The following is a 20461-nucleotide window of genomic DNA, read 5'->3' on the forward strand; positions in this document are numbered from 1 at the left end:
TTAACTGAGAAGGTACCTCAATGAGCACCACCGTCGTGTTACCCGCCCCCGGCCGGGGCGAGGACCTGCAGGTCCGCGTGTCGATGCCGCCGACCGGCGACCACCTGCCGGTGATCGTGTTCTCGCACGGCTTCGGCGAGTCGAAGGACGGCTACGACCCGCTCGTCGACCACTGGGTCGCGAACGGGTTCGCCGTGCTGCAACCCACCCACCTGGACTCCCGCACGCTGGCCCTGCCCCCGGACGACCCGCGCACACCGGAGATCTGGCGGACCCGCGCCGAGGACCTGACCCGGGTGCTCGACGAACTGCCGGCCATCGGACGCCTCGACCTCGACCGGATCGCGATCGCCGGCCACTCCTGGGGCGCCCAGACCGCAGGCATGCTGCTCGGCGCGCGGGTCGTCGGCGTCGACGAGGACTGGACCGACCGGCGGATCACCGCCGGCGTGCTGCTGGCCGCCACCGGCACCGGTGAGGACCTCGTGCCGTTCGCGGCCGAGCACTTCGCGTTCATGCGCCCGGACTTCGCGAACCTGAAGACGCCGACGCTCGTCGTGGCCGGCGACGCCGACCAGTCGCGGCTCTCCACCCGCGGGCCGGACTGGTTCACCGACGTCTACCGCCTGAGCCCCGGCGCCACGCACCTGCTGACGCTGTTCGGCGGCGAGCACTCGCTCGGCGGCATCACCGGCTACCACGCCGGGGAGACGACCGACGAGAACCCGGAGCGGGTCGCTCAGGTCCAGCGGGTCACCACCGCCTACCTGCGCGGAACCGACATCACCGTCGACGCCGAGCAGGGAAAACTGGGGCAGAAATGAGGCCGACGTTCGGCATCATGACGGCGCAGGCCCAGGTCGGCTACCCGGACCTGCAGCGGGTCTGGCGGGAGGCGGACACGGTCGCGGAGATCGAGCACGCCTGGCTCTACGACCACCTGATGCCGATCTTCGGCGACCCGGACGGCCCGGCGTTCGAGGGCTGGACGCTGCTCTCCGCGCTCGCCGCCCAGACGTCCCGGCTGCGTGTCGGGCTGCTGGTGACCAGCAACCGGTTCCGGCCGCCGGCCGTGCTCGCGAAGATGGCCACGACCGTCGACGTGGTGGCGGGCGGGCGCCTCGACTTCGGGATCGGGGTCGGGTCGCGGCCCGGTCACCCGCTGGCCCGCCGTGAGTACGAGGCGCACGGCCTGCCGTTCGTGGAGACCGACGACGCGATCGGCGCGTTCGCCGAGGCGTGCGCGGTGATCCGGCGGCTCTGGACGGCGGACGAGCCGTTCGACGTCGACGGGAAGTACGTGCGGCTCACCGGGGCGTACGGCAACCCGAAGCCGGTGCAGCGCCCCGGTCCCCCGATCGTGATCGGCGGACGGGCGTCGTCGACGCTGCGGGTGGCGGCCGAGCACGCCGACGTCTGGAACATCGCCGGTGGCGGGGACGTCTCCGACCTCGCCGAGCGCAGCGCCCGGCTCGACCGGTACTGCGCGGAGATCGGCCGGGATCCGGCCGAGATCGTGCGGTCGATGCAGCTCGGGGTGGCGTACGAGGCGCCCGGAGTGGCCCGGGACGCGATCGGCGCGGCGCTCGACGCCGGGTTCCGGCACTTCGTGCTGAGCGTGGCGGCGCCCTACCCGGACGGGGTGGCACGGTGGCTGGCGGACGAGGTGATCCGCGGGGTGACCGGCCGGTAGCGGTCCGGGTGCGGACCGCGCCACCGGCTCCGGACGCGCGAAAAGCAACCGACGAACCTGGTGTCCGGCTCACCGCCCAGGGAGGGGCAGCGCCAATGCAGTTCGTCGAATCGACGCTCGGTGACCCCGCGCGCCTGGCCGAGGTCGGCCGGTACGACCCTCGTGACCCCGCGCTGACCGCCGAGCTCGACGACATCGCCGCCCGCACGGTCGCCTGGACCGGCCGGCCGATCAGCCTGATCACGCTGCTGGGCGGCGAGTTCCAGTACTGCGTCGGCCTGCACGGCCTGCCGTCGGCGGTGCGGGTGGGCGACCGCGTCGTCGACCGGTTCAGCGTCCCCGTCCGGTGGTCGTTCTGCGCGCCGATGATCCGCAACGGGCACTCGCACGTCGTCGCCGACCTGCGGGCCGAGCCGCTGCTCGGCGCGAACCCGTTCGTCACCGCGCTCGGGCTGCGCGGCTACGCCGGGGTGCCGCTGTTCAGCGCCGGTGGCGACGTCATCGGCAGCCACTGCCTGCTCTCCCCCGAGCCGTTCACCGCGGGCATCGCCGACGTCCTGGCCCTGGAGACCGGGGCCGCGGACGCGCTCGCCGCGCTCGGCCGCTACCGCTCCTGACGGCGGCCGCGGGCGCGGCCGCACCACCCCGATGTCGGTAACCGGCCGTCGCGTTGCACGCTGTCGGCAACATGACGGTAGGTGGCGCGTCCACTGTGACCGGTAGCACCCTCGTCGTCACCACCGGACCGCCCGGTGAGAACGGGGAAGCAGTCACATGACACTCAGGACACTCCGCGGACGCCTGGCGGCCGCAGCGGCGTTCACGATGGTCGCCGCCGCGGTCGGCGGTATCGCCGCGCCGGCGGCCGCCGCACCGGCCCGGCCCCAGACCCCGGCGGCGCCGCAGCCGCCGCTCACCACGTCACGCACGATCGACCGGTTCGACTGGCAGAACGCGACGCTGGACACGCCGTGGACCCGGGCCCGGCTGCGCGACGGCCTGCGCTGCCCGAGCGGCCGGGTCACGTTCCGCGACGTCGCCCCGGGCGAGAGCGACTACGGCCAGGTCGTCCGCGGACGCTCCACGCTGCTCGTACGCAAGGTCGACACCGCGGACGTCAACCGCGACGGGCAGCCCGACGTGCTCGTGCACTTCCTGTGCCAGCGGACGAACAAGGACGTCGGCTACTCCTGGTACTACGTCTACACGTTCAAGAAGGTGCGGGGTTACCACGGCTCGTTCAAGGGCTACCGGCCGCAGGTCCTGGACTTCGTGACGTCGTCGGACTTCGCGTCGAACGGTCAGTGGAGCATCCAGACGATCGACGCCCGCCGCGGCGCCGTCGACGTCGAGCAGTGGGTGCGGGCCCGGCGCCCGATCAGCGTGGACCGCACGTTCCGCTGGACCGAGCGCTGGGGCCTGGTGGCCAACCGTCCGCTCCCGATCCACCCGGAAGCCGACCGCGCGCCGCGCTGAGTGCGACGGGCCCCGGGGAGTTCCCCGGGGCCCGGTCGTCAGCCCAGCAGGTCGGCGACGTCCTGGCGCACGCTCGCCAGTTCGGGGAAGAACAGGTCACCCGGGCACAGCGTCGCCGCCCACTCCCGGTGACCCGGGATCGTCGGCACGGTCTTCGAGGCGCCGCTGATCGGGTTCACGTACGTGGTGGTACCGAGCGGGTCGAGGCCGCCGAGCGCCACGATCGCGGCCAGCAGGTAGGTCAGCGACCGGCGGGCCGCCGCGGTCGGCTGCCGGCTGGTGAAGTCACCCAGCAGGACGATGCCGACGTTGCCGGCGTTGAAGCCGCCGACGTGCGCGGCGTTGTTCATCCTCGGCTTGCCGCCCTCGCCGAGCGGGCCGCCGTACACCGGGAACGGGTCGGTGCCCGACCAGCGGCCCTCGTAGACCCGGCCGGTCTCGTCGATCGCCAGGTGGTACCCGAAGTCGCCGAAGTCGCGCGTGATCGTCTGGTCGTAGTAGATCGCGCGCATCGTCGCGGCCGGGTCCGGGTCGTCGTTGATGCCCGCGGAGTGGTGCACGGTGACGGTCTGCACCGGGTAGTAGTCGGCCGGGAACCGCTCGGTGCCGTCGTCCTTGAAGCGCAGCGACTCGTCGGCGCCCCAGGCCGCGCGGCTCAGGTACGGGCGGCCGATCGTGCGGGTGGAAAGCGGCGTCGCCGAGCGGGTCGCCGCGGCGGTCGCGCGCGTCGGGCCGTCCACCGTGTTCAGCTCGGTGACCGTGCCGGTGCCGGGCAGCGTCAGCTCGTAGCCGACGCCGCCGGGAACGTTCAGCAGCGCGCGCTTGGCGATCGCGCGGCCGTCCCGGCCCCCGTCGCAGCCGTGCAGGCCGGTCCAGTCGCTCCAGCCGGTCCGGGTCCGGATCCGCACCGCGGCGCCGTCCGCGGGCCCGGTCCAGCCCACCGCGAGGTGGGTCAGCGGGAACTTCGACTCGTCGGCCTTCCGGCGGGCGTTCACCGCGAGCTTGCTGGCGAGGGTGTCCGGGATCGGGCTACCGGCGGCCGGCGCCGGACCCGGGGCGGCGAGCGCGGTGGCCGGCGCCCCCAGGACCGGTAACCCGGCTAACACTCCGGCGGCGGCGGCGAGTACGGAACGACGGGACGGCATTGGTGTCCTCTCGGCGGGAATCATCCACTCCGGACTTACTTAACCGGAGTTGTCAAGATTCCCACCGGTAACTCAGGTTCCACCGGCGGAGCCGGCCGGAGCACCAGGTACGCCTCACCGGCGACCAGGAGGAGCCAGAGTGCGCCGTTCGTCCCGCCGAGCAGCCAGTCCTCGGTGGCGATCGTCGGCACCACCGCCAGCGCGCCGATCGTGAACCACGCGGCCGGCCACCCGCCTCCCCGGCGTCGGCGCAGGGCGTGGACGACGAGCAGCGCGACGCCGAGCACGAACGCGACCGCGCCGACGACCCCGCCGCGCCGGAACGCGCCGACCGCGGCGTTGTCGGTGTTCAGCTGACGGCGCGGACCCTCGGGCGGCGCGCCGTCATCGAGCCGGATGACCACCGCCCGCGAGGTCGTCGCGTCGCCGAACAGCTTCTCGGCCACCGGTGCGTTCTCCCAGTCGCGCCAGACCTGCCGCCAGGTGTCGGTGCGGCCGCTCGTGGCCGCAGCCACCGGGCTGCCGCCGGGGGTCGCGCCGGTGCCGAGCCGGTCCCGGGTCAGGTGGTCGATGCCGCCGGACGAGACGTAGACGATCACCAGCACGAGGAACGGGGTGGCGGCGGCGAGCCAGCGGCGCCGGTGGTCCGGCAGGTCCGCGCGCCGGTTCCGGAGCACCAGGAACGCGTGCAGCACGGCCGCGGCACCCGCGAACAGCAGGCCGGTCCGCGAGTTGCTGAGCAGCAGCACCAGGCCGGCCAGGCCGGTGACGGCCAGCCGCGGCGCGAGCCCGAACGCCCGGTCGGCGCCGACGCGGATCGCCGCGATCACCGCGAGACCGGAGAGCGAGTTCGGGTGGTAGAAGAACCCCAGGCCGCCCCAGAAGCGGTCGCGCATGCCCTGCGCGGAGCCCGCCGGAGCCTCGCGCACCGAGTCGAACAGGCTCCCGGCCCCGGCCCACAGCAGCGCCGCGACGCCGAGCAGGATCGCGGCGGCGACGGCCACGCTGGGGTCCCGCCCGGTGCCGCGTACGTAGGCGACGACGGCGAGGACGGCGAGCGCGAACACCCCGGCGTAGGCGGCCCGCTGCGCGCCGACGGTCCAGTGTCCGACCAGGAGCGCGCCGGCCACGCCGAGCGGCCAGTACGCCAGGCCGGTCCACGCGCCGCCGAGCCGGGGCAGCTGCCGGAGACCGCCGAGCCACGGCCGGCTCCACCACGCGTAGAGCACGCCGCCGACGCCGAGCACCGCCCAGATGGCGATCGGTCGGTCGGTGGAGGTCCAGGTGAGGATGCCCGCGAGCACCAGCGTGCCGCCGAGCACGGTGCCCTGCACGGTGGTGCCCGGAAGCGAGAGCGCGAGCCACGCGACGCCCGCCGCGATCAGCGCGGCGACCGCGGCCTCACCGGTCTCGGTGACGCTGCCGGTGCGGACGAACTCGACGATCGTGGCCGCGACCACGAGTACCGCGGCCGAGAGGACCCTGATCATCCGGCCGCGGCCTGGCCGAGCACACGGTCGCGCACGGCGCGCCGGAAGCCCGGCGGGAGCAGCCACACCTGGACGTAGGTCAGGTAGTCGATCGGCCCGGGCCGGCCGTGGCGGACCGCCTCCCCCAGCAGATCGGCGAACACCCGTGGGCTCTTGCTGGTGGCGGCCATCGACGCGACGACGCTCATCGCCAGCGCCGCGTACGCGCGGGGCGTGACCCGCGCGCGGCTCTCCTTGAGCCACTCGATCGACTGCTCCCAGGGCGCGTCGGCGCTGATCCGCGCCCGGTTCTCGTCGGCGTGCCAGATGACGAGGGGCTCGTCGGCGTAGACCAGGCCGACGCCCTCGTGCTCCAGGCACCGCAGGCTCCAGTCGAGCTCCTGCAGGCGGCGTAACCCGGCGGTGAACGGCACCCGGCGCAGCAGCTCGGTGCGCGCCATGATCGTCGAGGTCTGCAGGAAGCCGTCGCCGTGGAACACGCCCCGGCGCACGGTCAGGTACTCGGTCGGCTGCTCGCCGTCGCCCGGTAAGCGGCGCGGGAGCACGGTGTCGGCCCGCGGCGTGCGCATGTACAGGCGGCTGGAGACGATCGGCAGCGCGTACGGCGACTCCTGCGCGAGCGCCAGCTGGGTCGCGAGCTTCTCCGGCAGCCATTCGTCGTCGTCGTCGAGGAACGCGGTCCACTCGCCCCGCGCGGCGCGCACGCCGGCGTTGCGGGCGTTCGGTGCGCCGCCGGACTCGGCGAGCTCGACGACGCGCAGCCGGTCGTCGCCGATCGCGGCCAGCGCCGCGCCGGTCGCGGGGTCCGGACCGTCCACGACGACGACCACGTCGAGGTCGGGCAGAGTCTGCGCCAGCGCGCTCCGGACCGCCCGCACCACGAGTCCGGGCCGGTTGCGGGTGGGGATCACGACACTCACCTGGAGACTCTGCACGAGTCCACACCGTTCGCGCTCGACCCGACCGGCTCGCGACGCGCGGGTGGGCGCCAGGTGAACAACTGATTAGCGGAGACTGGGCCCATGAGTCGTGAACAGATCCTCGTCGACGTCGTGAGTCTGCACGCCGCCGAGCAGGCCCCGGCGTTGCTCGACGTCCGCTGGGCCCTCGGTGATCCGCATGGCCACGACCACTACCGCGAGGCCCATCTCCCGGGGGCGGTCTTCGTCGACCTCGACACCGAGCTCGCGGCCCCGGCGGGCCCGGAGGGTGGGCGCCACCCGCTGCCCGACGTCGCCGACCTGCAGGCCGCCGCCCGCCGCTGGGGCCTGCGCGAAGGGCAGCCGGTCGTCGTCTACGACAACACCGGTGGTCTCGCGGCCGCCCGCGCCTGGTGGCTGCTGCGGTGGGCCGGGTGCGAGTCCGTCCGCGTGCTCGACGGCGGCTTCGGTGCCTGGGCCGCGGCCGGCTACCCGACCGAGTCCGGCGACCACGAGCCGGAACCGGGCGACGTGACGCTCAGCCCCGGCCACCTGCCCACGCTCGCCACCGACGACATCCCGGCGTTCCCGGGGGTCCTGCTCGACGCCCGCGCCGCCGAGCGCTACCGCGGCGAGGTCGAGCCGGTCGATCCGCGCGCCGGGCACATCCCGGGCGCACACAACGTGCCGACCGCCGGCAACCTCGGCCCCGACGGCCGGTTCCTGTCGACCGGCGCGCTCCGGGAACGGTTCGCGCCCTACGCCGACGCCGAGATCGGCGTCTACTGCGGCTCGGGCGTCACCGCGGCCCACGAGCTGGTCGCGCTGGCGGTCGCCGGTATCCCGGCCACGCTCTATCCGGGCTCGTGGTCGGCGTGGTCGGCCGACCCGGCGCGCCCGGCCGCGACCGGGGAACTCCCGGGCGCGGCCGATTGACTCTGCGTTGTAGAGTTCTAGGTATGACAGAGGCGTACCTGGAAGAGCTCCGCGACCGCGTCCGCAGCGACCGTCGTGCGGTCACGGCTCCCCTGCTGACGTTCGGCGCGCTGGTCGTCGCGCACGTCCTGCTCGCCGCGGCGGTGTCGGCGGCGACCGAGAGCGCGATGGCCACGCACCTCACCGCACTGGTCTACTGGCCGCTCGCCGGGGCGCTCGGGCTGTTCGCGCTCTGGCAGCACGCCCGCCACGTCGCCGCCCGCGACGGTGTCGGCGAGGGCCCGCGCTCCTACCGCCCGATCACGATCGGCTACGTCGTCAGCGTGCCGCTACTCGCGATCCTGTTCGTCCCGGTGCTGTTCGTCGGCGTCTTCGCGCCCCTGGTGTGGCCGGCCGCCGTGCTCTACGCGGTCGCACTGAAGCAGCACACCCGCGAACTGCGGACGGTGGCGAAGGTCCTGGCCTTCGTCGGCTGCCTCGGCGGGCTGGCCGCGCTGTCGGGCAACCCGTGGCTGTTCAGCGGCGTGGAGCTCGTCGGTGGGCTCGCGCTCCTCGCCTGGGGTCTGGCCCGGCGGTGACCGAGCCGCACCCGGCGCTCGGGCTCGACGACACGATCCACCAGAAGACCCGCCTCGCGTTGCTGACCGTGCTCGACGAGGCGGGCCAGGCCGACTTCCCCTACCTGAAGAAGCTCCTCGGCCTCACCGACGGCAACCTCGGCCGCCACCTCGACATCCTCGCCGCGCAGGGCCTGATCGCGATCACCAAGGGCTACGAGGGCCGGCGCCCGCGCACCTGGGCGGCGATCACCCCGGCCGGTGAGCAGGCGCTTGCCGCCGAGATGCGGCTGCTGTCCAACCTGGTCAACCGGTTCAACGAGAAACGCCAGGACCCCTGACCGACCGCCGCGGGTGGTACACGAACGCGGCCGACCCCGCCGACGGCCGGTGACGCGGCCAGAAGGAGGAGGCCGTGCTCCGCCCGCGGCCTAGGTTGGAGGACATGCGACGGTGGTGGGGGGGTACGGCGCTCAGCCTGGTCGTGGCGCTCGACACCGTCCGCGGCACGTCGATCCAGGTGCTCAACGAGTTACGGGGCCTGCTCGAAGTGCTGCGTGACCCCGAGGTCACCGGCGCTCCCGCCACCGAACCCGAGCAGGCGACGGGCGAGGCGGTCGGGCGGGTCCGCGCCGCCGGCCTGCGGGTCGACGACGAGATCGCCGAGGACGTCGCCGTGGCGCCGCTGGTGCTCCGCACCACCGCGGTACGGGTGGTGCAGGAAGGGCGGCGCCGGACCGGGGATGACCGGGCTGCGTGAACGGGTCGCGCTGCTGGGCGGCACGCTCACGGCCGGACCCGACGGCCGAGGCTGGCGGTTCGACGCGCGCCTGGGTGCTGATGGACCTGCGCATGCCGCTCGTCGACGGGATCTCCGCGACGCGCCGGATCGTCGACGCCCAGCCCTCGACCCGCGTCCTGGTGCTGACGACCTTCGCCGACGACGCCGACCTCTTCGGCGCGCTCGGCGCGGGAGCGATCGGCTACCTGGTCAAGGACGGGCCGCCGGAGGAGATGATCGACGCCGTGCGGCGCGCCGCCCTGGGCGAGCCGCGGCTGGCCCCCTCGGTGCTGTCGCGGATCGTGGCGCGGGCGGTCGAGGCCCACGCCGCCGCGTCGTCCGCTCCGCCCGCCCACCCGCTCACCCTCCGCGAGACCGAGGTGCCGGCGCTCGTCGGCGCGGGGTTGTCGAACGCGGAGATCGGCGCGGCGCTGCACCTGGGCGTCACGACCGTGAAGACGCACGTCTCGGCGGCGATGGAGAAGCTCGGGTTGCGTAACCGCGTGCAGGCCGCGGTGACCGCGCACCGCTTAGGGTTGGTGGATGACCAGTTCCGGCCACTCGATCGGTGACCTGGCCCGCGCCACCGGGGTGGCGGCCTCCGCGCTGCGCTACTGGGAGGAGCTCGGGCTGCTCCCGGCGGCCGAGCGGGTCTGCGGGCAGCGCCGCTACCCGGCGTCGGCTCCGCGGGACGTCGGCCAGATCCTGGTGCTGCAGGAGGCGGGCTTCAGCCTCCGTGACATCGGCGCGGTCCTGGCGTCGTGGGACGACGACCCGGACGCCTGGCGGGCGCTCGCCCGGCGGAAGCTCGCGGAGCTCGACGAGCGGATCGCCCGCGCGCAGGCGGCGCGCAGCGCGGTGGCGCACGCGCTGGCGTGCCCGCACCCCGGCCCGCGGAGCTGTCCGACCGCCGCGGAGGTCGTCGCCGGGCGCCTGAGCGGCTCGTCGCTGGCCGAATCCCACCGGCACTGACTACACGGATCCCGGGCCCCGGCCCGTGTGAGGTATGTGGACCCCAACGGCTTCGACGCGTTCGTGGCGGCGCACGGCACCCCGCTGCTCCGCTTCGCGTTCCTGCTGACCGGCAACTACCACCTCGCCGAGGACATGCTTCAGGAAGCCCTGATGCGGGTCCACCGGCGCTGGTCGACGCTGGAACGCACGGACGCGATCAGCAGCTACGTCCGGAAAGCGATCCTGCGGCAGTACCTGAGCTGGCGGCGGCGCCGGTCGTCGTCCGAGACCCCGTCGGCCGCCGCGCCCGACGTCGCGCTGCCGGGCAGTGACCACGCCGAACGCTACGCCGAGCGGGACGCGCTCCGGCAGGCGCTGAGCGCCCTGCCGCGCCAGCAGCGCGCCGTGCTGGTGCTGCGCTTCTACGAGGACCTCGACGACACCGCGATCGGCGAGCTCATCGGCTGCTCGCCGGTCACGGTCCGGGCACACGCCAGCCGTGGGCTGGCCCGGCTGCGCGGAACAGCACACGAGTTGCAGGGAGGACAGCTGCGATGAACGAGACCGAACAGGCGGTGCGGCACGTGCTGGCCGACTGGGCCGCCGGAATCTCCGCGCACCCGAACCTGGCCGACGCCGTGCTGGCCCGCGACACCCGCCGGCGCCGTCGCCGCCGGGCGCTGCTCAGCTGCGTCGCCGCGGTGGTGTTCCTCGCGGGCGCGGGCGTGCTCTGGGCCGTCGCGCCCTGGCGTACCCCCGACCGGCTCGTCCCGGCCTCGCCGCACCCTGATGACAGCGCTCCGCCGTCGCCGGTGGACTTCGGCTGGCTACCGGACGGATTCGACACCGAGACGCTGGACCTGGTCCCGCCCGGCGTCTGGCGGCTCACCGCGACCGCCGACCGCGAGCCGATCGAGGTGACGATCTCCCCGGTGGAGCTCCCGCCGACCCGCGGCAACGGCACGACCGGGACCGCCGACGTCAACGGCGTCACCGCGACGACGTACTCGGTGCCGCCGCACGCCGTCGGCGCCCCGCCGTACGGCACGAATTCCCCGGACGCCGACGGTGCGACCGAGGAGATCACCTGGCAGCGGAAACCGGGCCAGTGGGTGCAAGTCCACCTGCACTTCGCCGGCGGGGAGAAGCCGCTGGCCGCGTCCGGTGACGACCTGCTCCGGGTCGCGCGGGGCCTGGTCGACCGGGAGCGCCCGGTGCCGCACGTCGTCCGCATCGCCGACCTGACCGGTCTGCGGGTAGTGGCCAGCCAGTACGACGACTGGCGCGGCGCCACGATCAACCTGGCGCCCACGTCGATGACGACCTGGATGTCCACCGAAGCGGGCCAGAAGACCCTCACGCCGTACATGATCCGGCTCGGCAACGCCGACCCCGTCGAGGGCTACGCGGGCTTCTCGGACCGCCAACCGGTGCTGGAGACCCGGGCGCTGGACGGCCGGACCGTCATCCGGAAACGGTCCTACCAGGAGCTGTGGAAGACCGCGCTGGTGCGCTTCCCGGAGAACCAGGTCGCGGTGGTGCTGGTGCCGAAGCGGACGAGCGACGCGGACCTGATGGCGTTCGCGTCCGGGATCACCCCGGGGCCGGATTACGTCCCCGTCCGCCGGTGAGCGGACGGGGACGAACCGGTCACCGGTTCAGCGGGTCGCGCGGCAGGCCCAGGATGCGCTCGGCGATGACGTTGCGGCTGATCTCGGAGGTGCCGCCGGCGATCGTCATCGCCCGGGAGTACAGATAGCCGGTCGTCAGCAGGTCCGCCGTGCCGTCGATCGCGCCCGGGCCGGCCAGCAGCAGGCCGAGCTCGCTCAGCGACTGGGCGAGCTCGGCCCCGATCAGCTTCGTGAGCGCGCCCTCGATGCTCGGTTCGGTGCTCCCGGCCACGGCGCGGGTCACCATCCGGAGGTTGAGCAGGCGGGTGGACTGCTCGATCGCGACCAGCCGGCCGTACTCGCGCAACAGGCCGACATCGGTGACGCCGAACCCCTCGATCACGCGGATGAGCTGCGACGCCCGCACACCCAGCGTCGTTTCCCGGCCGATCGAGACCCGCTCGTTGCCCAGCGTCGCGCGGGCCACGGTCCAGCCCGCGTCGACCGCGCCGACGACGTCCTCGTCGGGCACGAAGACGTCGTTGAAGAACACCTCGTTGAACATCGCCGCGCCGGTGATCTCCTTCAGCGGACGCACCTCGACGCCGGGGGCGGTCAGATCGACGACCATCGCGGTGATGCCCTGGTGTTTGGGCACCGCGGGGTCGGTGCGCACGGTCGCGAGCCCGCGGTTGCAGTACTGGGCGCCGCTGGTCCAGACCTTCTGCCCGGTGACGCGCCAGCCACCCTCCACTTTGCTGCCCCGGGTCTGCACGGCGGCGGCGTCGGAGCCGGCCCCGGGCTCGCTGAACAGCTGGCACCAGACCAGCTCGCCGCGCAGGGACGCCGGGATCCAGCGTCGCACCTGCTCGTCGTCGGCGTGCTGGCTGATCGTGAGCGTCACCCAGCCGCCGATGCCCAGCTGCGGGACGTCGACGCCGGTGAACTCCTGCTCGATGACGAGCTGCTCGATCGGCTCGGCGGCCCGGCCCCACGGCTTCGGCCAGTGCGGCACCAGGTAGCCGGAGTCGACGAGCAGCTGCCGCCGGTTCTCCGGCGGCGCCGCCCGGAACGTCTCGAGGAAGGCGCGGGCCTCGGCCCGGTAGGCCTCGGCCTCGGGGGGCAGGTCGACGGCGTACTCGCGGCGGACCTTGGCCAGTGCCGCCGCGGCGACGTCGTCCCGGGCGCCGGCGACCGGGCCCCAGAGCGCGGCCAGCGTGATCGCGCGACGCAGGTAGAGGTGGGCGTCGTGCTCGAAGGTGAAGCCGATGCCGCCGAGGATCTGGATCGCCTTCTGCGCGTTGGCCTGGTAGGCGTGCAGCGCGGTGGCGGCGGCCACCGCGGCCGCCTGATCGGCCTGGGCGTCGTCCGCGGTGTCCGCCGCGCGGGCCGCGTCCCAGGCGGTCGCGGTCGCGGTCTCCGCTTCGACGAGCATGTTGGCCAGGTGGTGCTTGACCGCCTGGAAGCTGCCGATGGTGCGCCCGAACTGCTCGCGCACCTTCGCGTACTCCACCGCCATCGCGAGCGTGGCGTGCGCGCCGCCGGCGGCCTCGGCCGCGACGAGCGTGCGCCCGACGCGGACCGCGAGCGGGGCGGCGCCGCGGAAGACCCGCGCGTCCAGGTTCTCGACCCGGAGCTTCGCGGCCCCGAGCGACGGGTCGAGGCCGGGGGTGGCCTCGCTCACGACGTCGGCGAGCGGCAGGAGCGCGAGGTCGTGCGCGCCGACCCGCACCAGCGCGTGGTCGGCCCAGCGGGCGCCGGGCACCGGCCCGACCGATCCGGACAGGGTGCCGCCGGTCTCGGTCAGCGCGCCGGTGAGGCCGAGCACGACGATGCGCGAACCGTCGGCGAGGCCGGGCAGGAGCGCGGCCTTCACGTCGTCGGGGGCGACCGCGTCCAGCACCGCCCCGGCCGCCGCGGCCGCGACGAACGGGCCCGGCGCGGGTGCGGCGCCCAGCTGTTCGGCGACGACCGCGAGCTCGGCCAGGCCGGCGTCGGAGCCGCCGACGGCCTCGGGCAGGTGCAGGCCGGTCCAGCCCAGGTCGGCGATCTGCTTCCAGGCCGCGTTGGTGGGGGCGTCCTGGGTCAACGCCTCGCGCGTGGCCCGGCGCAGCTCGTGCGCCGCGGTGAACGAACGGACGACGTCGGCCAGCTGCCGGTGATCGTCGGTCAGGGCGAGGGGCATCGATACCTCCGGGAGCAGTGACACGCGCGACGACGGGCGGTTCCGCAGCATCCGTTCTACGGCGTCCGTAGGCCCACGTCAGCCACTTCACCGAACCGGCGATGTGAACGAAGATTTGCGCGATTGCGGGGGACGCGACCCGGGCTGCGCCGCGAGGAACCGGCGGCGCTCGCCGGCGTCGGCGTGTCCTGCCGCACCCGTCGGGGAGCCGGCGCTGGTGCTTGACCTCCCCCGGGCCTCCCGCTAGCTTGGCTTTAAACCGATGAGTTGAAAAGAGGGTGAGCCGATGCCGGTCGACGAGCTGTCCCGGGCGTTCGCGGCGCTGGCCGACCCGACGCGGCGCGACATCGTGGCGCGGCTGTCGGTCGCCGACGCCACCGTGAACCAGCTCGCCGAGCCGTACCGGATGAGCCTGCAGGCGGTGTACAAGCACCTGCGCGTGCTCGAGGAGGCCGGCGTCGTGACCCGGGTACCCGGCCCGCAGCCGCGTCCGGTTCGCCTGCAGATCGGAGCGCTGACGTCGATGGACGAGTGGATCGAGCGGTACCGCCGGCGGGCCGAGGAGCGCTACCAGCGCCTGGACCAGGTGCTGGCGGACCTGAACGAGGAGGAATCCGCACCATGACCGAGATCGAGGCCGATCCGGCCCTGCCGATCATCCGCATCACCCGGGACTTCCGGGCGACGCCCGCGCAGCTGCTGCGCGCACACACCGACCCGGAGCTGTTCGTGCGCTGGGTCGGGCCGGACAGCCTGGCCAACCGGATCGACTACTGGGACGCCCGCACCGGCGGGAGCTGGCGGTTCGTGTCGAGCCGGGACGGCGAGGAGTTCGCGTTCCACGGCTCGTTCCACGAGATCCGGCCCGACCGCATCGTGCAGACGTTCACCTGGGAGGGCGATCCGGACGGCGTCTCGCTGCAGACGCTGCGGTTCACCGACCTGGGCGAGGGCCGCACCCGGCTGCACACCCAGTCGCTGGTGGAGAGCTTCGCGAGCCGCGACGCCTGGCTGAAGAGCGGCATGGAGGTCGGATTGGACGAGGGGTACGCCACTCTGGACGGGATGCTCGCCGATGGCACTGTCTGAGCTCTCGCCCGCCGAGCGGCACCGGGTGATCGCCGGGGTGTTCACCGACCGGGCCCGCGGCGCGAAGGATTGGGACGTTCCGTCGCCGGTGGCGTCCTGGACCGCCCGGGACGTGGTGCGTCATCTCGTGGAGTGGTTCCCGGCGTTCCTGGCCGGCGGGGCCGGGGTCACGCTCCCGGCCGGCCCGCCGGTGGACGCGGATCCGGCGGGGGCGTGGGAGGCCCAGGCCGCCGCCGTCCAGGCACTGCTGGACGACCGCTCGACGCCGCCGCGGACGCTGTCGAACCCGCACATCGGCGACATCCCGCTGGACCGCGCGATCGACCAGTTCTACACCGCGGACGTCTTCATGCACACCTGGGACCTGGCCCGGGCGACCGGCCAGGACGACCGGCTCGACCCGGCGTTCGCGGCGCTGCTCGTCGACGGGATGGAGCCGATGGAGGACGTGATGCGCGGGTCGGGCCAGTACGGCCCGCGGGTGGCGGTACCGGAGGGCTCCGACGGCCCGACGCGTCTCCTCGGCTTCATCGGCCGCGATCCGTTCTGGACCCCGGCCTAGGCAGCCAGTCGATCAGGGCGGTGGCGATCGCGTCCGGGTGGTCCTCGGGGAGGAAGTGGGTGCCGGGGCCCACGCTGACCACGGACAGCCGGCGGCCGTGCGCCCGGCACCAGGCCACCTCGGCCGCACCGATCACCGCGCCGGGCTCGCCGTGGAGCAGGAGTTTCGGGGCGGGCGACTCGGCCAGCACGCGCTGGTTCGCCCGGACCACCGCGGTCACGTCGCCCGGTACGCCCTCGACCGGGATCTCGCGGGCCCAGGCCAGCAGCGGCCTGCGGCTCGCGGGGTCGGGGTAGGGCGCGCGGTAGGCGTCCCGCTCGGCGTCGGTGAGCGTGCGGAGCACCCCGCCGGGCAGCACCGTCTCGACGAAGACGTTCTCCTCGAGCACCAGCTGCTCACCGCGGCCGGGTGACCGGGCCTCCTCGAACAGCGGGTCCAGCCGCGCGACCGGATGGAGGTGCCCCTCCAGGAACGCCACCGCGTTCACCAGGTCCGGCCGCCGCCCGAGCAGGTCGATCGCCAGCACCGCGCCCCAGTCGTGCCCGACGAGCGTCGCCGGGCCGAGTTCGCCGGCGAACGCCTCGACGTACCGGGCGTGGTCGGCGAAGCGGTACTCCAGGTCGGGGCGGGGCGACCGGCCCATGCCGACGAGGTCCACGGCGACGCACCGGAAGCCGGCCGCCGCGACCGGCTCCAGCACATTGCGCCACAGGTACGACGACGTCGGGTTGCCGTGCAGGAACAGCACCGCCGGTCCGGTCCCGCGCGAGACGGCGTGCAGATCGTGGGTCACGGTGTGCCTTCAGCTCCCGTTCAGGTGGGGTGACGGAAGATTGCGGTTTCCGATCCTCCGGAGGCCGAACCATGCGTGTCCTCGTCGTCGACGACGAGCAGCGGCTCGCCCGCACCCTGCGGCTCGGGCTCGAAGCGGAAGGCTTCGCGGTCGACGTCGCGCACGACGGCGTCGACGGGCTCTGGCTGGCCCGTGAGAACTCGTACGACGCGATCGTGCTCGACCTCATGCTCCCAGGGATCAATGGCTACCAGGTGTGCGCGACGTTGCGCGCGGAGAAAAACTGGACGCCGATCCTCATGCTCACCGCGAAGGACGGCGAGTGGGACCAGGTCGAAGGCCTCGACACCGGCGCCGACGACTACCTCACGAAGCCGTGCTCGTTCCCGGTGCTGGTGGCCCGGTTGCGCGCGGTGTCGCGGCGCGGCGCGCGGGAACGCCCCACCCAGCTCGAGGTCGGCGACCTGCGGCTGGATCCGGCCGCGCGGCGGGCGTGGCGCGGCGACGCCGAGATCGAGCTGACCGCCCGCGAGTTCTCGCTGCTCGCGTTCCTGGCCCGGCACGCCGGTGACGTCGTCTCCAAGCGGCAGATCCTCGACGCGGTGTGGGACGTCGACTTTGTCGGCGACCCGAACATCGTCGAGGTGTACGTGCGTCACCTGCGCAACAAGATCGACCGTCCGTTCGGCCGGGCGGCGATCCAGACCGTGCGCGGCGCCGGCTACCGCCTGGGCAGCGACGGTGGCTAGCCGGGGCGTCCGGGCCCGGACGACGCTCGCCGCGATGCTCGTCGTGGCGGTGGCCCTGCTCGCCGGGGCCGCCGCGCTCGTCGTGCTGGTCCGGGGCTCGCTGCGTGAGGGCCTGGAGAACACCGCCGAGCAGCGCGCCGCCGAGCTGCTCGCGCGCCCCGGCGACGCCACCGCGGACGACGACGACCTCGACGACGTCGCCTGGCAGGTCACGCGCGCGGACGGCACCGTGGTCCGCTCGTCCGTGCCGCTCCCGGACGAACCCGCCGACGAGGTCCGGCTCCCCGGGGCCGACCACCCCTACCTCGTCGTCACCGACCGCGAGGACGACACGAAGGTGTCGGTCGCGGTCTCGCTGGAGGAGCTCGACGACTCCACGTCCGCGCTGGTGACCCCGCTGGCCGTCGGCCTGCCGCTGCTCGTGCTGCTGGTCGGCGGCGTGACCTGGGTGGTCGTGTCCCGGGCGTTGGCCCCGGTCGAACGCATCCGGCGCGAGGTCGAGGAGATCACCGGCGACCGGCTCGACCGCCGCGTGCCCGAACCGGCCTCCCGCGACGAGATCGGACGCCTCGCCCGCACGATGAACCGCATGCTGACACGCCTGCAGGACGCCCAGCTCCGGCAGCGCCGGTTCGTCGCCGACGCCTCGCACGAGCTGCGCTCGCCGGTGGCCGGGCTCCGGCAGGTCGCCGAGATCTCCCAGGCCCACCCCGGCGCTCTCCCGGACGGCGAGCTGGCCGGGACGGTGCTGGAGGAGTCCACCCGGCTGCAACGGCTGGTCGAGCAGCTGCTCCTGCTCACCCGGGCCGACGCCGGTGGTGTCGACGGCGCGCGCAGCGACGTCGACCTGGACGATCTGGCCCTCTGGGAGGCGCGCAGGATCGCCCGCGGCGGTCTGGCCGTGGACACCACCGGGATCGGCGGCGGGCGGGTGCGCGGCGACGAGAGCGCGCTCGCGCAGGTGGTGCGCAACCTGGTGGACAACGCGGCCCGGCACGCCCGGGACACCGTCGCGGTCGGCGTGCGCACGGCCGGGGACACGGTCGAGCTCACCGTGGACGACGACGGGCCCGGCGTTCCCGCCGGCGAACGGGAGCGGGTGTTCGAGCGGTTCGTGCGGCTGGACGAGGCCCGCGCCCGTGACGCCGGCGGGAGCGGGCTGGGGCTGGCCATCGTGCGTGAGATCGTGACCGCCCACGGCGGGTCCGTCGCGGTCACGACGGCACCGGGGGGCGGGGCACGCTTCACCGTGCGGCTGCCTGCCTGAAACGGCTTTCAGGTGCGTTCAGGGGAGATTCAGGGTCCGCGTCGCAGGCTGTGCGACATGAACACGACGAAACTCCGCAGCAAGCGCGTTCTCGCCTCGACCGCCGTGGTCGCCGCCCTGGCCGTCGGCGGAGGCGTGTGGGCCACGACGGCCTCCGCGAACGACGAGGTCCGTGGTGGGGACCGCGACCGGGTGGCCGAGGCGGCGGTCGAGGCCGCCGGCGGCGGTACCGCGACCGACGTCGAGACCAGCGACGACCGCGGTGAGGCCTACGAGGTCGAGGTGCGCCGCGAGGACGGCACCGAGGTCGACGTCACGCTGGACAAGGACCTGAAGGTGGTCACCAAGGAGACCGACGCTCCGGACGCCGGCACCGCCGCGGCGCCCTCGGGCTCTCCCGAGGCCGACGACCGGCCGCTGACCCCCGCCGAGCAGGCCTCGGCCGAGAAGGCCGCGGTGGCCGCGGTCCCGGGGAGCACGGTGCTCGACGTCGACCGCGGCGACCGGGCGGGCGTCGCCTACGAGGTCGAGGTCCGCACCACCGACAACGTCGAGTGGAACGTCGACCTGGACTCCGCGTTCGCGGTGGTCGGCAAGACCGCCGACTGACGCTCAGCCGGCCGCGGCGAGCACGGAGCCGGTCTCCAGCAGCGACTTGAGGTCGGAGAGCAGCCGCGGCCAGCCCTCGCTGATCATCGAGCGCAGCACCCCGCCGGGCTCCAGGTCCCCGTGCACCACGGTCAGCTTGACGACGCCGTCCCCGGCCGGTTCGAGCTCGAACGTGACCGCGGACCGGGGCTCGGCGGCGAGCCGTTCACGCGTCTCGTCGTCGATGCCGTTCGCGGCCGCCCACGCCGGCGTGAACGTGTGCCAGGTGTACGCGAGCCGCCGGTACGGGTCGTGCACCAGCACGCGCTGCTCGGGGTGCGAGGTCTCCGACCCGCGGTCCGACCAGGTCATCGGCGCGCCGGCGGCCCAGTCGGAGCGGAACTGGACCCCCCAGTAGGCCGCGGTGAACTCGGGCTGGCGCAGCGCGTCCCAGAGCTGCTCGGGCGTGGTGCGGATGTACGTGGTGTAGACGAAGTCCACGGCGCTCTCCAGTGCGGTTCGCAGGTCGGCCAGGGCCCGGGCACGGTCGCGGTGGTACCGGTTGATCCAGCGGTCCGCGATCGCGGTGATCGGACCGGCGTCCAGGTAGTGGAGCTTCTCGCGGCCGTGCCGGGAGACGCGGATCAGGCCGGCCGACTCGAGCACGGCCAGGTGCTTGCTGACCGCCTGGCGGGTCATGCCCAGACCGTCGCCGAGCTCGCGCAGGCTCTGGCCGTTGCGCTCGTTGAGGCGGTCGAGCAGGAGCCGGCGGCTCGCGTCGGCAAGCGCTTTGAACGCTTCGTCGGAGACCTGATCCACGTCCTCTATTTAGGCAACCAAAAGGTTGCCTGTCAAGCCCGGCGGCGGGGGAACGGGACCACCAGCACGAGGAGGGCGAGGACGGCCGCGACGAGGGCGGGCACCGCCGTGGGCTCGCCGGTGAGCCCGCGCCAGAACGGTTCCTGGACGTAGTTGTGCGCCTCGGTGACGCCGTCCGGCAGCGCCCGGTAGAGCGTCCAGGCCACGGCCGGGATCAGCAGCACGAGCGTGACACCGGTCAGCAGGACGAGGGCCCGGCGCCGGAGCGGGTGGTCACGGGTCCGGCGGTCACCCCAGACGACCAGGCCCCACCCGAGCGCCGCTCCGGCGAGTGCGCCGGCCAGGCCGGCGAGCGTCACAACGCTCGTCGGCTCGCGGAGCACCTTGGTGAAGAGCCCTCCGCCGTTGCCCCAGAACGAGTCGATCACGAAGATCCGCAGGTGCCCCCGGGTGGCGACGACGTTCGCCTCGGTCGAACCCTCGTAGGTCTCGCTCGACTCGCCGACGATCCGCCAGCCGGCCGCCTTCAACCGGTCGCGGATCCCGTCCAGCGACCGGCCCGGGGCCGGGGCGGCCGACCCGTACTCGGCGACCGTGATCACGGTGCCGGTGTCGGCCACGTCGTCACGCACCGGGTCGGCCCGCGTGAACGGCGCCGGATCGCCGGGGCTGACCAGCCGCCCGATCTCGGCGAACTCCGCGGCCGTCGGCAGTGGACTCGTCGCCTCCCACGCGCGCCACGACGCCAGCGCACCGCCGATCAGCGCGAGCACGGCCGCGAGAAGGATGCCGACGAGGACCGGGCCCGGATCCCGGCGAGAGGTAGTCACGGCCGCGAGCGTATTGA

Annotated in this window: 25 protein-coding genes; 18 read left to right on the plus strand and 7 right to left on the minus strand. The window is 73.9% G+C overall.

Features of this window, described 5'->3' with window-relative positions; genetic code table 11:
* Positions 1-20 precede the first annotated feature (20 nt).
* The 4 genes from CRYAR_RS24520 (at position 21) to CRYAR_RS24535 (ending at position 3169) form a co-directional block, all read left to right on the plus strand.
* The gene (locus tag CRYAR_RS24520; protein WP_035855478.1) at positions 21-824 is read left to right on the plus strand and encodes an alpha/beta hydrolase family protein; all 804 of its coding nucleotides are present in this window, start codon (positions 21-23) and stop codon (positions 822-824) included.
* Positions 821-1693, plus strand: a complete 873-nt coding sequence (locus CRYAR_RS24525) for an LLM class flavin-dependent oxidoreductase (protein WP_035855481.1) — start codon at positions 821-823, stop codon at positions 1691-1693. The genes CRYAR_RS24520 and CRYAR_RS24525 overlap by 4 nt, the downstream gene beginning before the upstream one ends.
* A gap of 95 nt (positions 1694-1788) precedes the next feature.
* Positions 1789-2310, plus strand: coding sequence for a GAF domain-containing protein (locus CRYAR_RS43590; RefSeq protein WP_051570903.1), 522 nt, complete (start codon positions 1789-1791; stop codon positions 2308-2310).
* A 157-nt stretch (positions 2311-2467) separates the two neighbouring features.
* Complete coding sequence (locus CRYAR_RS24535; protein ID WP_035855482.1) at positions 2468-3169, plus strand: hypothetical protein; 702 nt, start codon at positions 2468-2470, stop codon at positions 3167-3169.
* Between the two features lie 38 nt (positions 3170-3207).
* Here the strand turns inward: CRYAR_RS24535 and CRYAR_RS24540 are convergent, their stop codons facing one another.
* Genes CRYAR_RS24540 through CRYAR_RS24550 form a run of 3 tightly spaced genes read right to left on the minus strand, consistent with a single transcriptional unit; the run spans position 3208 to position 6724 of the window.
* Positions 3208-4314, minus strand: coding sequence for a peptidoglycan recognition protein family protein (locus CRYAR_RS24540; RefSeq protein ID WP_051570904.1), 1107 nt, complete (start codon positions 4312-4314; stop codon positions 3208-3210).
* Between the two features lie 35 nt (positions 4315-4349).
* On the minus strand, positions 4350-5804 hold the full coding sequence (locus tag CRYAR_RS24545; RefSeq protein WP_035855485.1) for an O-antigen ligase family protein: 1455 nt from the start codon (positions 5802-5804) through the stop codon (positions 4350-4352).
* Positions 5801-6724 (minus strand): glycosyltransferase family 2 protein, encoded by a 924-nt coding sequence (locus tag CRYAR_RS24550; RefSeq protein WP_211247615.1) that lies wholly within the window; start codon positions 6722-6724, stop codon positions 5801-5803. The genes CRYAR_RS24545 and CRYAR_RS24550 overlap by 4 nt, the downstream gene beginning before the upstream one ends.
* Before the next feature lie 102 nt (positions 6725-6826).
* On the opposite strand from CRYAR_RS24550, the gene CRYAR_RS24555 reads away from it, so the two are divergent.
* The 8 genes from CRYAR_RS24555 to CRYAR_RS24590 all read left to right on the plus strand — a co-directional run bounded on the left by CRYAR_RS24555 (position 6827) and on the right by CRYAR_RS24590 (position 11583).
* The gene (locus CRYAR_RS24555) at positions 6827-7660 is read left to right on the plus strand and encodes a sulfurtransferase (protein ID WP_035855487.1); all 834 of its coding nucleotides are present in this window, start codon (positions 6827-6829) and stop codon (positions 7658-7660) included.
* A gap of 23 nt (positions 7661-7683) precedes the next feature.
* Positions 7684-8238, plus strand: a complete 555-nt coding sequence (locus CRYAR_RS24560; protein WP_035855488.1) for a hypothetical protein — start codon at positions 7684-7686, stop codon at positions 8236-8238.
* The gene (locus tag CRYAR_RS24565; protein ID WP_211247616.1) at positions 8235-8558 is read left to right on the plus strand and encodes a transcriptional regulator; all 324 of its coding nucleotides are present in this window, start codon (positions 8235-8237) and stop codon (positions 8556-8558) included. Before CRYAR_RS24560 ends, CRYAR_RS24565 begins: the two co-directional genes overlap by 4 nt.
* Positions 8559-8662: 104 nt before the next feature.
* Complete coding sequence (locus CRYAR_RS24570) at positions 8663-8977, plus strand: hypothetical protein (protein ID WP_157018032.1); 315 nt, start codon at positions 8663-8665, stop codon at positions 8975-8977.
* Positions 8978-9069: 92 nt separating this feature from the next.
* Complete coding sequence (locus CRYAR_RS24575) at positions 9070-9570, plus strand: LuxR C-terminal-related transcriptional regulator (protein ID WP_211247617.1); 501 nt, start codon at positions 9070-9072, stop codon at positions 9568-9570.
* The gene (locus tag CRYAR_RS24580; protein WP_035855491.1) at positions 9542-9970 is read left to right on the plus strand and encodes a MerR family DNA-binding protein; all 429 of its coding nucleotides are present in this window, start codon (positions 9542-9544) and stop codon (positions 9968-9970) included. Before CRYAR_RS24575 ends, CRYAR_RS24580 begins: the two co-directional genes overlap by 29 nt.
* A 36-nt stretch (positions 9971-10006) precedes the next feature.
* Complete coding sequence (locus CRYAR_RS24585; RefSeq protein ID WP_051570906.1) at positions 10007-10510, plus strand: SigE family RNA polymerase sigma factor; 504 nt, start codon at positions 10007-10009, stop codon at positions 10508-10510.
* On the plus strand, positions 10507-11583 hold the full coding sequence (locus CRYAR_RS24590; protein ID WP_035855492.1) for a hypothetical protein: 1077 nt from the start codon (positions 10507-10509) through the stop codon (positions 11581-11583). Before CRYAR_RS24585 ends, CRYAR_RS24590 begins: the two co-directional genes overlap by 4 nt.
* Before the next feature lie 19 nt (positions 11584-11602).
* Here the strand turns inward: CRYAR_RS24590 and CRYAR_RS24595 are convergent, their stop codons facing one another.
* On the minus strand, positions 11603-13747 hold the full coding sequence (locus CRYAR_RS24595) for an acyl-CoA dehydrogenase family protein (RefSeq protein ID WP_035866206.1): 2145 nt from the start codon (positions 13745-13747) through the stop codon (positions 11603-11605).
* A 286-nt stretch (positions 13748-14033) separates the two neighbouring features.
* Between CRYAR_RS24595 and CRYAR_RS24600 the strand changes: the two genes are divergently transcribed.
* The 3 genes from CRYAR_RS24600 to CRYAR_RS24610 are packed head-to-tail and all read left to right on the plus strand — an operon-like array spanning position 14034 to position 15398.
* A complete protein-coding gene (locus CRYAR_RS24600) occupies positions 14034-14372 on the plus strand; it encodes an ArsR/SmtB family transcription factor (protein ID WP_035855493.1) in 339 nt (112 codons plus the stop codon).
* Positions 14369-14836 (plus strand): SRPBCC family protein, encoded by a 468-nt coding sequence (locus CRYAR_RS24605; RefSeq protein ID WP_035855494.1) that lies wholly within the window; start codon positions 14369-14371, stop codon positions 14834-14836. Before CRYAR_RS24600 ends, CRYAR_RS24605 begins: the two co-directional genes overlap by 4 nt.
* Positions 14823-15398 (plus strand): TIGR03086 family metal-binding protein, encoded by a 576-nt coding sequence (locus CRYAR_RS24610; RefSeq protein WP_035855495.1) that lies wholly within the window; start codon positions 14823-14825, stop codon positions 15396-15398. Before CRYAR_RS24605 ends, CRYAR_RS24610 begins: the two co-directional genes overlap by 14 nt.
* On the opposite strand, the gene CRYAR_RS24615 is transcribed toward CRYAR_RS24610, so the two are convergent.
* Positions 15364-16191 (minus strand): haloalkane dehalogenase, encoded by an 828-nt coding sequence (locus CRYAR_RS24615; protein ID WP_051570907.1) that lies wholly within the window; start codon positions 16189-16191, stop codon positions 15364-15366. The two genes, CRYAR_RS24610 and CRYAR_RS24615, sit on opposite strands and share 35 nt — an antisense overlap.
* Positions 16192-16262: 71 nt before the next feature.
* Here CRYAR_RS24615 and CRYAR_RS24620 point away from each other — a divergent pair, with 71 nt between their 5' ends.
* The 3 genes from CRYAR_RS24620 to CRYAR_RS43595 are packed head-to-tail and all read left to right on the plus strand — an operon-like array spanning position 16263 to position 18816.
* The gene (locus CRYAR_RS24620; RefSeq protein WP_035855496.1) at positions 16263-16940 is read left to right on the plus strand and encodes a response regulator transcription factor; all 678 of its coding nucleotides are present in this window, start codon (positions 16263-16265) and stop codon (positions 16938-16940) included.
* Positions 16933-18207, plus strand: a complete 1275-nt coding sequence (locus CRYAR_RS24625; RefSeq protein WP_035855497.1) for a sensor histidine kinase — start codon at positions 16933-16935, stop codon at positions 18205-18207. The genes CRYAR_RS24620 and CRYAR_RS24625 overlap by 8 nt, the downstream gene beginning before the upstream one ends.
* A gap of 57 nt (positions 18208-18264) precedes the next feature.
* Positions 18265-18816, plus strand: coding sequence for a PepSY domain-containing protein (locus CRYAR_RS43595; protein WP_051570908.1), 552 nt, complete (start codon positions 18265-18267; stop codon positions 18814-18816).
* Positions 18817-18819: 3 nt separating this feature from the next.
* Here the strand turns inward: CRYAR_RS43595 and CRYAR_RS24635 are convergent, their stop codons facing one another.
* Both CRYAR_RS24635 and CRYAR_RS24640 read right to left on the minus strand, forming a co-directional pair.
* Complete coding sequence (locus tag CRYAR_RS24635) at positions 18820-19614, minus strand: ArsR/SmtB family transcription factor (RefSeq protein WP_035855500.1); 795 nt, start codon at positions 19612-19614, stop codon at positions 18820-18822.
* 32 nt (positions 19615-19646) lie between these two features.
* Positions 19647-20444 (minus strand): hypothetical protein, encoded by a 798-nt coding sequence (locus CRYAR_RS24640; RefSeq protein ID WP_157018034.1) that lies wholly within the window; start codon positions 20442-20444, stop codon positions 19647-19649.
* Positions 20445-20461: the final 17 nt, after the last annotated feature.

Source organism: Cryptosporangium arvum DSM 44712, from assembly GCF_000585375.1.
Lineage (GTDB): Bacteria > Actinomycetota > Actinomycetes > Mycobacteriales > Cryptosporangiaceae > Cryptosporangium > Cryptosporangium arvum.

Excerpts from the sequence above, each read along its gene's own strand:
- CRYAR_RS24520 (WP_035855478.1), top strand. The coding sequence starts at position 21 with ATGAGCACCACCGTCGTGTTACCCGCCCCCGGCCGGGGCGAGGACCTG.
- CRYAR_RS24525 (WP_035855481.1), top strand. The coding sequence starts at position 821 with ATGAGGCCGACGTTCGGCATCATGACGGCGCAGGCCCAGGTCGGCTAC.
- CRYAR_RS43590 (WP_051570903.1), top strand. The coding sequence starts at position 1,789 with ATGCAGTTCGTCGAATCGACGCTCGGTGACCCCGCGCGCCTGGCCGAG.
- CRYAR_RS24535 (WP_035855482.1), top strand. The coding sequence starts at position 2,468 with ATGACACTCAGGACACTCCGCGGACGCCTGGCGGCCGCAGCGGCGTTC.
- CRYAR_RS24540 (WP_051570904.1), bottom strand. The coding sequence starts at position 4,314 with ATGCCGTCCCGTCGTTCCGTACTCGCCGCCGCCGCCGGAGTGTTAGCC.
- CRYAR_RS24545 (WP_035855485.1), bottom strand. The coding sequence starts at position 5,804 with ATGATCAGGGTCCTCTCGGCCGCGGTACTCGTGGTCGCGGCCACGATC.
- CRYAR_RS24555 (WP_035855487.1), top strand. The coding sequence starts at position 6,827 with ATGAGTCGTGAACAGATCCTCGTCGACGTCGTGAGTCTGCACGCCGCC.
- CRYAR_RS24560 (WP_035855488.1), top strand. The coding sequence starts at position 7,684 with ATGACAGAGGCGTACCTGGAAGAGCTCCGCGACCGCGTCCGCAGCGAC.
- CRYAR_RS24570 (WP_157018032.1), top strand. The coding sequence starts at position 8,663 with ATGCGACGGTGGTGGGGGGGTACGGCGCTCAGCCTGGTCGTGGCGCTC.
- CRYAR_RS24575 (WP_211247617.1), top strand. The coding sequence starts at position 9,070 with ATGCCGCTCGTCGACGGGATCTCCGCGACGCGCCGGATCGTCGACGCC.
- CRYAR_RS24580 (WP_035855491.1), top strand. The coding sequence starts at position 9,542 with ATGACCAGTTCCGGCCACTCGATCGGTGACCTGGCCCGCGCCACCGGG.
- CRYAR_RS24590 (WP_035855492.1), top strand. The coding sequence starts at position 10,507 with ATGAACGAGACCGAACAGGCGGTGCGGCACGTGCTGGCCGACTGGGCC.
- CRYAR_RS24595 (WP_035866206.1), bottom strand. The coding sequence starts at position 13,747 with ATGCCCCTCGCCCTGACCGACGATCACCGGCAGCTGGCCGACGTCGTC.
- CRYAR_RS24600 (WP_035855493.1), top strand. The coding sequence starts at position 14,034 with ATGCCGGTCGACGAGCTGTCCCGGGCGTTCGCGGCGCTGGCCGACCCG.
- CRYAR_RS24605 (WP_035855494.1), top strand. The coding sequence starts at position 14,369 with ATGACCGAGATCGAGGCCGATCCGGCCCTGCCGATCATCCGCATCACC.
- CRYAR_RS24610 (WP_035855495.1), top strand. The coding sequence starts at position 14,823 with ATGGCACTGTCTGAGCTCTCGCCCGCCGAGCGGCACCGGGTGATCGCC.
- CRYAR_RS24620 (WP_035855496.1), top strand. The coding sequence starts at position 16,263 with ATGCGTGTCCTCGTCGTCGACGACGAGCAGCGGCTCGCCCGCACCCTG.
- CRYAR_RS43595 (WP_051570908.1), top strand. The coding sequence starts at position 18,265 with ATGAACACGACGAAACTCCGCAGCAAGCGCGTTCTCGCCTCGACCGCC.